Below are 14,994 nucleotides of genomic sequence, written 5' to 3'. Positions count from 1 at the left end.
TTAGCAGCGTAGAAAATTTCATTTGGAAGTGGAGTGTTATGGCAAAGAATAGTAAAAATGCTAGTTCGATTGTTGCGATTAACAAAGTCACGCAAACCATATTCGGTCTAAGTGAGAATGAAGTTTTCGAGCACGACTTCTCAAAAGCGAATCGTGCGAAGGAAACTTACGTCTCATATATTCCGTATAAGGATATAATGACTGCGACGGTTGAGATAAGCAGATCGGTAGAGGACGCGGATCTTTTAGATGCGATCGTCGTTAAGGTGTATGAGGAGCTGGGGCTTGACACCGCTTTGGATTACAAAATCACCTATAGTGAGGTAATAGGCGCTGGCGGCGATGATAGAATTTTCAACGTCTTTGTCGTAGATAATGCCAAACTCACTTCAGAATTCGATGCGATCGCCGCTAGGACGAACTACATCGACTATGTGGCTATGGCTCCGTTTTTATACGAGGGCTTGTATAATAGAGGCGTTCTAACTCGCGACGGAATCGACTGCTTCATCTACTTGCAACGCGACGATGCGTTTTTGGTAGTGTATCAAAACGGCGAATATTTTCAATCCCGCCAAGTAAGATACAACCTAAAATTTTTGCATGAAAAATATGTCGAGCTAGTCGGTAGCAGGGTCGATGAAGAGAGCTTTTATAGACTGCTCTCCAAGCAGGGAGTAAATTTAGAAAATCCGACCGAACGCGATTATATGATCCAAATTTTTGACGATATGTTTTACTATATCAACGACGTGTTGAACGGTATTAGTAAAATTTACAACGTCAATATTCAAAACGTTTATATCGGAACGGATATCGGTAAAATTCCTGCGATCGAGGTTTTTGTAGAAAATAATCTAAAGCTAAGATACAAGGATTTTAATTTTAACGTTGCAATCAACGCAAAAGATTATCCGCTCACTCAGCTAGATATTTTGATGTTCTTGGTAGGTCAAGATTATTTAGTTACTAAAGACGACGATCACAACTACTCGCCGTTTATGAGACCTCCACCTTTGACCCAAAGATCAACCGGCAAGCTGATAGGCTATATGCTGCTAGGCTGCTTACTTGGCGCTGTGTATCCTGCGTATAATTTTGGCTACGGCTATTATAATAATATGGTAGCTAATGATAAAACTAGCGAATATCAGGGATTAGAAGATCAGATGGTTCCTGCTAGAGCCGAAAGTGCGCGTTTGGATAAAGAGACTAAAGAGGTAAATGCTCAGGCTGCTAAGAGTGGTAAGGAGCTTAACGATAGGCGCGAACTAATTAACGCTATCTCAGATAAGAAAAACAATTACGCCATGAAAGGCGTTTCTATTTTCGAGCTAACCAATATGGTCGTTAAAAATAAGGGCAATATGGTTAGGATCGGTGATGAGAATAGGACTCTAACTGTTCAGGTGCGCACCAAAAACGATAAGCAAATGACCGAGCTTTTAGAGGATATCAGTAAAAAAGAGGGGTATGGCGTGGATACCAAAACAATCGCACTACAAGAGGGTAATAAAACCGTCTTTTACGATAGTAATATCAGTGTGGAGGTTAAATAATGAAAAAGAAAAGTTCATTAGATCAACTTGATCAATGGTTTGCCTCCAAGGGAAATAGTGCAAATAACTATTTTTACATAGCTTTGTTGTTTGTAGGTTTGGTAGCTTACTTTATTTTGAGTAACTATGCGGATCCGTATTTAGAAGAGAGCGAAACAAATCTAAGTACTGCCACGACTAAGCTTGAGGGTGCACAAAGAGAGTATAACGAGTTTTTTGGTGGTGATCCTGAGGCTTTTGTTAATAATAAGCGCAATATCCTCAATGGTGCTAAGACCAACCTTAACAATATCATTGAAGAGCGTGGGTATCTAGACGACAAGCTAAATGAAATTTCAAAGCTTACCTATAATGAAAAGAACTGGGCTAAATTTATGGATAGCCTCTCAACGATCGCAGAGAATAACAATATTAAAATTTATGCTATTCACAGCGATAGAAGAGAGCCTAGCATCAAACAAATTTTTCAGCCTGAAGCTTTGCTGGATATAGATGTGAAATTTGAAGGAGCATTTTCGAACGTCCTTAGGTATATCAACCTTATAGAACAATCGGAGATGATCGTAGATGTAAATAAGATGGATATCAATGCCACTAAAAATGGCAAAATCGGTGGAAGCATCGGTATATCTATCTGGGGAGTAAATTACTAATGAAAAAGTTAATTTTATGCTCTTTGTTGCTTTCTGCTACTCTGTTTGCCGTAGATAATAATCAGACGGTAGCGCCTAGCAATGGTGCCTATAAGGCTGGATACGATGCTATATTTGATAATCTTAGCAAACCTAGAGTAGGTCTTAGCGATGAGCAGATAGCTTCTTTGCAAGATCCGTTTTATCCTAAAGAAGCTAATGCGCCTAGAGAAGCTAATCAGCAGGTGGATCTAGGTTATCAGCTAGTAGATATTATGGGTGATAAGGTTAAGCTAAACGATAAGTGGTATGGTTTGGGCGAGTATGTAGGCTCATATAAGATCGTGCAAATAACGGGTAATAGCGTTATTATTACCAACGACGATGAAAATAAAGTCGAACTAACACTAAAACAAGGAAGTCAAAATGTTATTATTACATATAAGTAAAAAGCTTAGCATAGCTGCTATGCTTGCTTTGTCTGTTACGGCTACTAGTCTATATGCCGCTCCCGCAACTGCAGGTAACTGCGATAGAAAGGCGCTAAATATTAAGATTAACGATACCGTTACGCTAAACGAGATGCTAACTCAGCTATCCGATATGTGCCGTTTCTCAGTGGTAGCAAAAGATGCTATCGCTCAAGAGGAGATGAGTAAGCCACTACAAGGCGTAAGCATCAAAGACCTTTCTTTACGCGAAGTTTTAGATCTACTCATAAAAGAGAATAATCTAAGCTATGAGTATTCTCATGGCATATTAAAAATTTCAGCGCTAGAGACTAGGACTTTTAAGGTGGATTACATCACTTCTATTAGAGAAGGTATTGCTGTTACTAAATCTTCTGTCGATTCCGCACCTACGAAAGTGGATGATAGCGACGATAAAGAAAATAAAGAAGATAATAAGATCACTACCAAAGAGAAATTTGATTTTTGGGAGAAGATTAGTGAAGAAATCACTTCTGTTCTAAATAACGGTACCGAAAAATACGTCGCAGTCGCTCCTATTATAAATCAAAATGCCGGTTTAGTAACCGTTACTGCTATGAAGTCTCAGATAGCTCGCGTAGATAGATATCTAAGCGGTATGCAAAAACGCCTTAGTCGCCAAGTCTTGCTAGACGTAAATATCATATCTGTCGAGCTAAATAACGAATACACTACCGGTATTGATTGGAGTAAATTTCAACTAGGATTTAATACTTATGTAGGTGGAGATCCGACTAAGCTTTCAGGCTATCACATAGATAACGGAAATAGAGGAAAAGCTAGCGATACTCACGGAACTTGGACGATAGGGGCCAATCTAAATTTTAATATCGACGGTTTAATTAACTTCCTAGAGACTAAGGGCAAAACCAAAATCATATCTAGCCCTAAGGTAACTACGATGAATAATCAGCCTGCTATTATCTCCGTAGGTGATACTATTAACTACGTATTGAAATCTACTACTACAGGTGATTATCAAGGCGGAGATACTCAGTCAGATGATCAGTATTCGATCTTTGTAGGTATTCTTTTGAATATCTTGCCTGAAATTTCAGATGATAATAGGATTATGCTACGAATCAATCCGTCTTTAAGTTCTCTTAAATATGCCGAAGATAACGTAAGAAAAGAAAACGGCAGAAGAGATATCGCACCTGATACCTTGCAAAAGAAACTCTCTAGTGTAGTTTGGGTAGATGATGGCGATACTGTAATTTTAGGCGGTTTGATTGGTGCAACTAAGTCCAAGAATAACACTAGGGTGCCTGTGCTAGCCGAAATTCCATTAATCGGAAATCTTTTCAAAAGTACTGCCGATATTTTGAGCACATCAGAGCTAATCTTCGTAGTAACTCCACATATCATCGACAATACCGGCGCGCCGCTTGCTACCTCTCTTAAAGAGCTAGGTTACTCAAAATCCATCTACGAAAATGAGTAATAACTATACGGCGATCAAGGAGATTTTTATCGAGGATAACGAAGTCTCAGACTTCGTTAATCTCGATAAATCTACCCTTGCTTATCATAAAATTTTAAATGCTTTGCAAAAACCGCTAAAGCTAATACTTTTTTACGGCAAACCGGGTTGCGGCAAGACATTTTTGCTTAATAAGATCAAGGTCGATCTTGAAAAAAAGGTAAGAGTCGTATTTGTACCGCAGCCGTTTTTTGATGAGAAAGAATTTTTCTTAGAGCTTTATTCGCAGATTTTTCATTCTACTCCTAGCGAGCCGATTGATAATTACGAAAATTTTATGCGGGTTTACAGAGAGAGATTTGGAATTTCTACGAACGTGGGCGCGGTAGAGCAGGTCGTTATTTTGCTCGACGAAGCTCAGCTGTATCCAGGAAATTTAATAGAAAAAATTCGCCTTATGGCGGATACCAGATTATTTAAATTTTTATTTACGGTTCATAAGACAGACGAGGAAGATCGCCTCGCAAAGGATTATTTTAAAACTAGAATTTGGGAGAGCATCGAGCTTCCTAATTCAAATTTAGGTGAAGTCAAGCTGTATATTGAAAAAAAGCTCGTGCTTCATGGCTTTCAACAATACTATTTTATGTTTAGCGACGATAATTTCGATTTGATTTTAAATTTAACGGATGGCAATATGAGGAACATCAACAAGCTTATGTATAAGATGTATGAGCTTTTTGAGTATTACGAAGTAAATAAACCTACGGAAATTAGTTTTTCGCAGATTAATAATAAAATTATAGAGATGGCAGCGATAGGCTCGGGGATAATAAATGCTTGAATTTTACGAAGTAAACGAACTTGAAAAAAAATGGGAAGAGTATAACAAAAACAGAAAGCAGTTTTCTTTCCTAAAATCTAAGCCGAATTTCGTATTGAGATTCGACAAGACGATTCTGGGGCTTTTGATATTGATCTCGGTTGCGATCGGAGCGATATTCTGGCTGCTTAAAGATAGTGATAGCGTCAGTATGGCAAGTATCAATCAAAATATTGAGGATAAGGGCGGAGCTACAAATTCTGCTAGTGATGCCGAGCAGCAGGCGGCAGATCTTGCAGTGCAAAATAATATCTCCAAAGAAGATTATAATATCAGCGCGCCGAAAGTTGCTCGTACTTCTAAGCACGAAAAGGAACGTCCAAGTTTAAATTTAAACGACGTGGGTGTACTATCCAGCGAGGATTCCGGTGGGTTTAAGATAACCAATAATTACGAAAATGGCGGAAACTATGGCGGGCAGGCTCAGGCACAAAATTTCGGCGGTCAAAATTTTGGCGGACAGAATTTTGGCAATCAAAATGCTCCTACATTTAATGTGCCTAATGCCAATAACGCAGCTTTTGCAAATCAGCCGCCTAAAAACGAGGTTATAGATTTTGGGCGTGCTCCATTGCCACCTAAATCAAATTTCTCGGGAGGTTCTACAAATACCGCAAGTAGCGCTCCACTAAGTTCTAGAATTGAGATAAAAACTTCAAATTTAAGCGAAGATAAGCAGAGCTTGGAGAGCAAATTTTACGCGACGAATAAGATCGAGTATTCGCTATCGCTAGCTGAAGAAGCGTATAATAAGAAAGACTACGATAATGCGATCAAATGGGCTCTTACGTCAAATGAGCTTGATAAGGACAACGTCGCCAGCTGGATAATTTTTGCTAAAGCCAATTATAAAAAGGGTCGTAAGGAAGACGCGCTTTACGCTCTTGAAACCTTTAATGCAAAGGCGAAAAATAGCGAAATTTCTAACCTAATTTCGAAGATAAGAAGCGATAAACTATGAAAATTTTATATATTTTAGCTTTTGCGATCGCGTCGTTATTTGCAGTTAGCGCCGATGACGTGCGCAACTGGGATCAGATCGGTCAGTATAACCGTATCTGCCAAGAAAGCGTGCGAAATTTATTCATCGAGGAGCAGAGCGAGGCGCTTGCAAATATGTATGCCAAGGCGTGCCTAAAGATGGATAAAGTAAATGAGCTCGTCGTGCCTACGGTGATGCTTTATAAGACGAAAGAGGCTCGCGAGAATGCTTCTCTTTATTCGACTATAGTTTTTCAAAAAAAGATGCTTTATTTGGCACTTTGTGATGGCGTAGACATAAGCTATATAAGAACGCCTAAGATCAATTATATTTTGTCTGAAATTTTTGATAAATTTACGGAGAGAGCATACGTAAAAAAGAGTGATACGTATGTCTTTACCCTAGAAAACGGCGAGCGCGCCGAGCTTTTTATCAAAGAAGAGGAAGAGGTAAAAAAGATGGTAATTGCAATTTATGCTGGCGATAAGCTTAGTTCAATTAAAATTTATTGGTGATCGCGATGACAAAGATTGAAGAGCAGATCGTTGCGATTTTAATACGAAACAATATCCTTACTAGCACCGTTGTTCCGGAAATCAAGGACAAGATGGATATCGGTTTGACGCTAGGCGAGGTTTTAGTCGGAGATAACTATCTAAGCCAGGATGATTTTTGCTCGATTTTAGTTGAGCTATACAAGCGCCGCCAGATAGAATTTGACGATATAAGCGAAAAATTTTCGATGGATCCGAAGGAATTTTTGCAAATTCTAGCTAAAAAAATGAACCTGTCGTATATGAACTTAGACGATATCGACATAGACTTTAGGCTATCGGAACGCACTCCTACCGCACAGCTTAAAAGATACGGCGTGATACCGGTTAAAGCGGATGATCTGAATATTTACGTTGCTTTTTCTGATCCGTTTAATCTTGAGTCGCAAGATAAAGCGCAGGCTATGTTTAGCAAACAGCTGCTTAAAATCGTAGTAGCCGATCCAAATCAGGTAAATAAATATCTATCTAAGCTTGAGCTTTCAGAGAGCATTAAAGGGCTCGTAGCGGAGATCCGCAAAGAGCTTGCTAACACCGGCGGTAGCGGAAGCAGCGATGATACCTCGGCGATTTTGAAGCTCATTGAGATGATAATTAGCCAGTCTATTAAGATGCGCGGTAGCGATATTCACATCGAGCCTACCGAGAATAACTGCGTCGTGCGCACCAGAATCGACGGAATGCTCGCTGAAATTTTTATCTTTGATAAGGATATCTATCCGCCGTTAGTAAGCCGCTTGAAGTTGCTTTCTAACATGGATATCGCCGAGCGCCGCAAGCCGCAGGACGGCAGGTTTAGTATGAAAATTTCAGGTCGCGAGTACGACTTTCGTATCTCGACACTGCCTATCATCAACGGCGAATCTACCGTTATGCGTATTCTAGATAAATCCAAGGTTATCATAAGCCTGGAAAAGCTCGGCATGCACCCTGATAGCTTTAAGAAATTTAATAACGCCATGAAGGCTCCATACGGTATTATCTTGGTTACCGGACCTACGGGAAGCGGTAAGTCTACGACGCTATATGCGGCGCTAAACGATATTAAAAATATTGATACAAAGGTCATTACCGTAGAAGATCCGGTAGAGTATCAAGTAAATTTAATCCAACAAGTCCAAGTTAACGAAAAAGCAGGTCTTACCTTCGCTTCAGCATTGCGCTCGATCTTAAGACAAGACCCCGACATCATAATGATCGGTGAGATTCGCGATCAAGAGACCCTTAGGATCGCGATCCAAGCCGCTCTTACGGGGCACTTGGTTTTCTCGACCCTACACACCAACGACGCCGTTAGCGCGATCCCACGAATAGTAGATATGGGTATAGAGGCCTATCTCATAAGTGGTGCACTGATTGCGGTAGAGGCGCAGCGTCTTGTGCGAAAGCTTTGCCCACACTGCAAGCAGCCTACGAATCTTCCTAAATCGATGCTTGATCAGCTGAAGGAATTTTTGCCTGAAAAATACACATTTTTTAAGGCTGTGGGTTGTGATCAATGCGGTCAAACGGGCTACATGGGGCGTGAGATGATTAGTGAAATTTTACCTATTACCGATAAAATGCAGAGCTTGATCGCTAACGGTGGCTCGAAGGACGATATGAGAGCCTTAGCGAAGGAGGAGGGTTTTATAGATATGTTTGAAGACGGTGTTATACGTGCTGCGCGCGGAGTAACTAGTATAGAAGAAATTTATAGGGTGGCTAAACAATGAAAAAGCAATTAGAAGTTGAATACAACGCCAAGGGCGCAAGAAGAAAGATGTTTTTGCAAGCCAGCGATAAAGTGCAAGCAAACAACCTTATGAAGCAGCGCGTAGGCGGGACGATCGTAAAAAGAGGTGAAACCCAAGTCGTAGCCAATACGGGCGGCGATTTTAAGGCGCAGGTTTCGCGTATGTTAGGTGGTAGCGGAAGAGTTAGAACGCTGCCGTTAGTAGCGTCGATCCGCCAGCTTTCCGTTATGACAAATGCCGGAATTTCAATCCACGACTCGATCAAGGAAGTCGCAAGGGCGGCAGAGGATAAGACGCTAAAAGAGATTTTCAGCGCGATGAACGATGATCTTAACGCAGGTCTTAGCTTGACAGAGTCTACGGAGAAATTTAGAGGCCAGCTCGGTGATGTCGTCGTTGCGATGGTAAGTCTGGGCGAAGCTACCGGTAATATGGCAGAATCCCTAGCCAAGCTTGCCGCCATGCTTCAAGAGCTTTGGGAGAACCAGCGTAAATTTAAAAAGGCGATGCGTTATCCGATGATCCTTATGATCGTTATGGCGATTGCGTTTTCGGTTTTGATGATGTATGTTGTGCCGAAATTCCGTGAAATTTTTGAGGATTTGGGCGCAGATTTGCCACTACCTACTAGAATTCTACTTGGCATCGAAAGCACGCTTAATAATTATGGAATTTTTGTTTTAGCAGGCATTATAGGCACTATCATAGCTCTTAGATGGGCATATCGCAATAATCCTGAGTTTAAAAAGGGCTTTGACAAGACGATTTTAAAGGTCTATCTATTTGGTAAGATCATATTTTTCTCGACGATGTCGCGATTTATGCTTATTTTTACAGAGCTTGTGCGAGCGGGTATTCCTATCGCAGATGCACTAGATACATCTGTTTTAATGGTGGATAATCATACTTTAAAAGAGAAACTCTCTACCGTTAAAATTGCCGTGCAGCAAGGCGTGAGCCTAACCGAGGCGTTTAACAATACAGGGCTTTATGAGAGTATGCTTATTCAGATGATCAGCGCTGGCGAGCAGGCCGGTAACCTTGATAAGATGCTTGGCAACGTCACGGATTATTATAAAGAGAAATTCGACGATATCATCGATAATATCTCAAGCTACGTCGAGCCGATCATGCTATTTTTTATGGCGGGTATGGTTCTTCTTTTGGCTCTGGGTATCTTCATGCCTATGTGGGATCTGGGCAAAGCCGTCAAAAACTAACCCTTTTAATTCCGCGCCTGCGAGGGCGCGGAATTTTATCAAAGCATTAAAATTTCATCTTCAAATAAAATTTTAACCTTCGTTTGGCTAAAATACCCCTTTAAATTTAAGGATCAATCATAGTTAAAGAAGTATATTTTATCGTCGTATCGGCTATCATAATATTTTTTGGGCTTGCTACCATTGCGCCCGATTCTGCGCTTGTAGGCAGCGCAGGCAATGCCATCCGCTCATTTAATACCCAGCTATTCGGCTATTTTGCATACATCTATCCGCTATTTTTGCTCGCCTTAGCATACGTAGCCTATAAGCATTTTCGCGGTTTTGACTTTAGATTTTTTGAGTTTAGCATCGGAGCCATTTTGCTGTTTTTTACTATTTTGATGGTGCAGTCGAGTCTCTTTGGCGCTAGTGGTGGAGCAGTTGGCAGCTTCGCGGTGGACGGACTTAGGCGCATGATCGGAAGCGTCGGCGTGTGGATTTTTAATATTACGATTTTTGTGCTTTCGCTAGTGCTCATATTTGAAGACCGTTTTACCGACATTATCAAAAACTGCTTTATTGGCTCAAGAGATGAAAGCTCGCGGGATGAAATTGGAGACGATTTTGCTAGCGATGCGGATGCAGCACAAAGAGGCGGGCTCGCAAGGTATTCGTCTGCGCAGGGCTTGAGAGGTGCGGAAAATTTTAACGCTTCGAATGACGCTTTGAGCGGAGAGGAAAATTCGGCGAAACAGGGTAATTTCGCGGAGCAGGGTGCAAGCGGACGCGGTTTTGAAGGCGAGCGAAATTTACAAAATTTAAACGATGCTCGCGAGCCTGAAAATGAGCAGAATTTTGGTGACGCGCAGGGTCTGCAGGCTTCCACTGAACGCGAGCTTAAAATGCCGCAAAAGGGAAAGCCGAGCAGACTAAAAAGGGTCGAGCGCCTAAGCGAGGTCGCCGAAAACAAAAGGCTTTTGGATCAGCTCGATAAAGGCAGGATGTCTAAGCCCAAGGATTTTAAGCTGCCGCCTCTTGATTTTTTAAACTTGCCGCCGAAAAAGAAAAGTAGCATCGATGAGAGCGAGATCGATCGTAAAATTTACGACCTGCTTGATAAGCTGCGTAAATTTAAGATCGACGGCGACGTGGTGCGAACCTACTCGGGTCCAGTCGTTACGACCTTTGAGTTTCGCCCCGCTGCGCATATCAAGGTAAGTAAAATTCTAACGCTGCAAGACGATCTCGCGATGGCTCTTAGGGCGCAGACCATCCGTATCCAGGCGCCGGTTCCTGGTAAAGACGTCGTGGGTATCGAGATTCCGAATCAAAATATCGACACGATCTATCTTCGCGAAATTTTAGAAAGCGACGTGTTTAAAAGTGCTTCCAGTCCGCTTACTATCGTGCTTGGCAAGGACATCGTGGGCCAGCCCTTCGTCACCGATCTTAAGAAGCTGCCGCACCTTCTCATCGCAGGCACCACGGGAAGCGGCAAGAGCGTGGGCATCAACGCCATGCTGCTTAGCCTTTTGTATCGTAACTCGCCCAAGAGCCTACGCTTAATAATGATCGATCCGAAGATGCTTGAGTTTAGTATCTACAACGACATCCCGCACCTGCTGACGCCCGTCATCACGCAGCCTAAGCAGGCGATTATCGCGCTAAGTAATCTTGTTGCCGAGATGGAGCAGCGCTACTCGCTCATGGCGCAAAACAGGACGAAAAATATCGACAACTACAACGAAAAGATGCTGCGCGAGGGTGGCGAAATTTTGCCTTACATCGTCGTTATCATCGATGAGCTCGCGGATCTGATGATGACGAGCGGCAAGGACGTGGAGCACTACATCGCGCGTCTAGCGCAGATGGCGCGCGCCAGCGGCATCCATCTCATCGTAGCGACGCAGCGCCCTAGCGTGGATGTCGTCACGGGGCTGATAAAGGCGAATCTGCCTAGCCGCATCAGCTTCCGCGTGGGCTCGAAGGTCGATAGCAAGGTGATTTTGGATCAGATGGGCGCGGACAGCCTGCTCGGGCGGGGTGATATGCTCTTTACGCCGCCTACCGCGCCGGGGCTCATCCGCCTGCACGCGCCGTTTACGACCGAGAATGAGATCAACAAGATCGCGGAATTTTTAAAGGCGCAAGAAAGCGTCGTTTATGACGAGAGATTTTTGATCGAAAACGAGGGCGCCAAGCAAGAAGGCGGCATAATCAATCCGCAAAATATCGTGCTTGACGAGCTTTATGACGAGGCGAAGGCGATTGTTTTGGAGGAGGAGAAGACCTCGATCAGCTACCTGCAGCGCCGCTTGCGCATCGGATACAACCGCGCCGCGACGATCATCGAGCAGCTTGAACAGATGGGCGTTTTAAGCGAGATCAACGCCAAAGGCCAGCGCGACATAATTAAGTAAGCTTTAAAATTTCGATGAAATTTAAGCGGCGAAATTTTGAAATTTATTAGACTTACGGTGCCGGAATTTTTAAAATTTGATGGGTCTGCATCGGTGGAATTTTAAAATTTATCGGATATGAAGCCGTGGAATTTTAAAATTTTTTAATCTACATGGTGGATTTTAAATTTTAAAATTTGCGCGCCTTGCAGCTCATACTCGTTTTCCTGCGGCTGTGGTAAAGTGTGGCAGCTTGCGCGGATGCGATCAAGGCTTTTTTTCGGTATAGCGGGGCGCTTTAAAGGTAGCGCTCGGCAGGTACAAACAGCGCGTTTTATAGCTTGCGTTTACGGCGCGCCCGCTTTAAGACGTATTGAAATTTAAGGCGCGGTTTAATTGAGCGCTGTGTTCTTGGCGCCAAATTTAAACCGCGACGTGAAATTTCAAAGCGCAAGCACAGTGAAAAAAGCGCAGGATTTAAAATTTTAAAATTTGAGCGAAAGGGTTTTGAGATTTAAATTTTAATGCTCGGCGGGATTTAAATTCCATCTGTGACGCAGAATTTAAAGCTTCCCGAGTTACCGATATGTAAGCGATAGGCGATCTGCGACGGATAAAATTTCGTTCAAAGGCTATGGGTTGCGGTGATTCGCGACGTAAATTTGAAATTTTATCAGAAGCTGCTGTGTATGGGGCGACGGGCGGCTTGCAGCGCAAATTTTGATTTTAAAATTTCCCTTTTTTTGGCTTTGAAATTTTAAAATTTTAGAATTTGCCGCAGCGGACCTGAATTTTAAATCGCGCCGCGCCGATATTAAGCGTTTTGCAACTGCGCGAGCGAGAGAAACTGTCGGAGTATTGGCTTGCCGTGCGCGAGTACATGAGAAAAGTTTGCCACGCCTGAAGGTTGGTAGCGGAGTATCGCAGTCGTTCGCAGCGACTGATTTGCAGCGCGAGTGCTCGCGCTGCACGTTAAAAACCGTTGTGTAGCAAGCCGCGCGACAAGCTGTTTGGCACGCGGTGTTTTGTGTGGGTATAATTCGCAGTGCGGCTGCATACGGTATGTTTTGCGAGCGAGTGTTTACAATGCTCTGCGGCGTAAAATTTCGGAACGAAATTTGTGTCGCTGCGCGTATAAATTTAACAAATTTGCGACGTAGCAGCGAATGAATTTAAAACGAAATTGCGCACGGACTATGCAGTACAAACGCGGTTTTGCAGCGAAATCACATTTTAAAGTGCGGCTGTATTGTAAGATGCGGCGCGTTTTACGTTGGCCATGCACCGAAAATCGATTGGCATGCGAGCGTGTTTGTAATGGATGTTGCGGCGTAAAATTTTGCAGTTACCGCGCGCTACTCGTGTGCGATTTTGCATAGTCGAGGTTTGCGACCTTGTTATCGCGTGCCGAAAGTCGCCGCGATACGCCTGCCAGAGTAGAATGCACCCGCCTGTGTATTAAAAGATAGTGGGAGGTTGCGCTCTACGGCGTGGTAGCGCGTGTCGAAAGGCTTCGCGATACGCGAGAGTAGAATTTGCACTTAAAAAGCGGCGTGGATTGCGCTTCGCAGCGCTCTATCCACAGCGTGCGTCAAAAGTCGTCGCGATATGTTAGAATAGAGCGTACGCAATGCGCGCTTGCGGAATAACGCAAGATTATACTTGTTGTGGCGTGCTATCCCGTAGTGTGCGCCATAAAGCCGCCTATGTGCGAGAAAAATAATGTGCGCCGTGCGCCAAAGATGCATGATCGCATTGCGTGCCAAAAGACAATACGTGGTCGTGCCGTACGCTTTTTAAAAGGCGGTGCCACGATCGGTGCCGTGCAGCACGGGCGTGATTCAAGATTTGAGCCTCGCGCGGCAAACGAAGCGTGCACGGCGCGCGTAAATGCGAATAAATTTTAAAACGGAGAGATGATTGAGAACCGATAAATGGCTATATTACTTCACCTGCGCGCTCATTACGATCGGCATGATATTTTCGCTGTCGCTGAGCTCATATACGGTGCTTCTGCTGGGTGCTACACCACTGCATTTTTTTTATCGTCAGTGCGCGGTAGGGATCGCGTGCATCGCGGTGATGTGGATCGTCTCTCGCGCCGATCCCGATAAATGCCTAACGCCGGTGTGCATGTCGCTTTTTGCGATCATGGGGATTTTGATGCTTGCGATGGGCTTTTTACCTAAATCTTTGGTCGCCGACGTAAACGGCGCGGCGCGCTGGATCAGACTGCCGTTTTTTAACCTCGCGCCGGTGGAATTTTTCAAGGTGGGCTTCATCTACTTTTTGGCGTGGAGCTTCTCGCGCAAGCTCGATCACTCCAAAAAAAGCATCGGGCGCGAGATCGCGACGCTGCTTCCTTACGTAGCGCTTTTCGGCTTTGTAGTGATCCTAGTCGCCATCGTGCAAAACGATCTGGGACAGGTCGCGGTGCTGGGGCTTACGATGATTTTTATGTCGCTTTTTGCGGGCACGAGTTTCAAGCTCATCGGCTTTAGCTTTATGGGGATTTTGGGGCTTGCTTACGTTTTTATCGTCACGAGCGCGCACAGGGTCGATCGCGTGCGCTCGTGGTGGGGCGGCGTGCAGGATTTTGTGCTGTCATTTATGTCGCCCGAAACAGCCGCCGGGCTGCGTATAGAGGACGCTAGCGCGCCGTATCAGGTCGGACACTCGCTCAATGCGATAAACAACGGCGAGTTTTTCGGACAGGGGCTCGGGCTTGGAAGCTTTAAGCTAGGATATCTGAGCGAGGTGCATACCGACTTTGTGCTCGCAGGTATCGCCGAGGAGTGGGGATTTATCGGGATTTTGCTCATCGTGGTGCTATTTTATGCGATGCTATTTCGCATCTTTCAGACCGCGAGCAAGTCGCCGAGTAACGTAAATTTCCTCTTTTGCCTCGGTATCGGCTTTATGTTTTTCTTTTCGTTCATTATCAACTCCTACGGCATTACGTCGATCTCGCCGGTTAAGGGTATCGCCGTGCCGTTTCTGAGCTACGGCGGCAGCCATCTGCTCGCGGCATCGTTTGCGGTGGGGCTCGTTTTGATGGCGTCGAAAAGGGCGAAATTTTAAAGCTTTTGCGGGCTTTGGAACGAGTGCGATTTAAATTTAGGCGTAAATTTAG

The 14,994-nt window shown here is 43.9% G+C and carries 11 protein-coding genes; all 11 read left to right on the top strand.

The annotated features are described in order from the left end of the window. Positions 1–38 precede the first annotated feature (38 nt). The 11 genes from CGRAC_RS06380 to CGRAC_RS06320 all read left to right on the top strand — a co-directional run bounded on the left by CGRAC_RS06380 (position 39) and on the right by CGRAC_RS06320 (position 14,942). On the top strand, positions 39–1,559 hold the full coding sequence (locus CGRAC_RS06380) for a hypothetical protein (RefSeq protein WP_005870274.1): 1,521 nt from the start codon (positions 39–41) through the stop codon (positions 1,557–1,559). After that, positions 1,559–2,212, top strand: coding sequence for a hypothetical protein (locus CGRAC_RS06375; RefSeq protein ID WP_005870276.1), 654 nt, complete (start codon positions 1,559–1,561; stop codon positions 2,210–2,212). The genes CGRAC_RS06380 and CGRAC_RS06375 overlap by 1 nt, the downstream gene beginning before the upstream one ends. Beyond that, positions 2,212–2,640 (top strand): hypothetical protein, encoded by a 429-nt coding sequence (locus tag CGRAC_RS06370; protein ID WP_005870278.1) that lies wholly within the window; start codon positions 2,212–2,214, stop codon positions 2,638–2,640. The genes CGRAC_RS06375 and CGRAC_RS06370 overlap by 1 nt, the downstream gene beginning before the upstream one ends. Beyond that, positions 2,618–4,126 (top strand): pilus (MSHA type) biogenesis protein MshL, encoded by a 1,509-nt coding sequence (mshL, locus tag CGRAC_RS06365; protein WP_005870280.1) that lies wholly within the window; start codon positions 2,618–2,620, stop codon positions 4,124–4,126. Before CGRAC_RS06370 ends, mshL begins: the two co-directional genes overlap by 23 nt. After that, entirely contained in the window at positions 4,119–4,949 is an 831-nt protein-coding gene (locus CGRAC_RS06360) for an ATP-binding protein (RefSeq protein WP_005870282.1), read from the top strand. The genes mshL and CGRAC_RS06360 overlap by 8 nt, the downstream gene beginning before the upstream one ends. Next, positions 4,942–5,949: a tetratricopeptide repeat protein gene (locus CGRAC_RS06355; RefSeq protein WP_005870284.1), complete on the top strand. Its 1,008-nt coding sequence runs from the start codon at positions 4,942–4,944 to the stop codon at positions 5,947–5,949. Before CGRAC_RS06360 ends, CGRAC_RS06355 begins: the two co-directional genes overlap by 8 nt. Next, positions 5,946–6,485, top strand: a complete 540-nt coding sequence (locus CGRAC_RS06350; protein WP_005870285.1) for a hypothetical protein — start codon at positions 5,946–5,948, stop codon at positions 6,483–6,485. The genes CGRAC_RS06355 and CGRAC_RS06350 overlap by 4 nt, the downstream gene beginning before the upstream one ends. A 5-nt stretch (positions 6,486–6,490) precedes the next feature. Beyond that, positions 6,491–8,239 (top strand): GspE/PulE family protein, encoded by a 1,749-nt coding sequence (locus CGRAC_RS06345; RefSeq protein ID WP_040303655.1) that lies wholly within the window; start codon positions 6,491–6,493, stop codon positions 8,237–8,239. Then, a complete protein-coding gene (locus CGRAC_RS06340; protein WP_005870289.1) occupies positions 8,236–9,480 on the top strand; it encodes a type II secretion system F family protein in 1,245 nt (414 codons plus the stop codon). The genes CGRAC_RS06345 and CGRAC_RS06340 overlap by 4 nt, the downstream gene beginning before the upstream one ends. A gap of 182 nt (positions 9,481–9,662) precedes the next feature. Then, positions 9,663–11,882 (top strand): FtsK/SpoIIIE family DNA translocase, encoded by a 2,220-nt coding sequence (locus tag CGRAC_RS06335; RefSeq protein ID WP_407637301.1) that lies wholly within the window; start codon positions 9,663–9,665, stop codon positions 11,880–11,882. A gap of 1,899 nt (positions 11,883–13,781) precedes the next feature. After that, complete coding sequence (locus CGRAC_RS06320) at positions 13,782–14,942, top strand: FtsW/RodA/SpoVE family cell cycle protein (protein WP_005870301.1); 1,161 nt, start codon at positions 13,782–13,784, stop codon at positions 14,940–14,942. The last annotated feature ends 52 nt before the right edge of the window (positions 14,943–14,994 follow it).

It is taken from the genome of Campylobacter gracilis (assembly GCF_001190745.1).
In the GTDB taxonomy this organism is placed as follows: domain Bacteria; phylum Campylobacterota; class Campylobacteria; order Campylobacterales; family Campylobacteraceae; genus Campylobacter_B; species Campylobacter_B gracilis.
The sequence above is the reverse complement of the archived record's forward strand: the minus strand, read 5'-3'. Positions and strand labels throughout refer to the sequence as shown.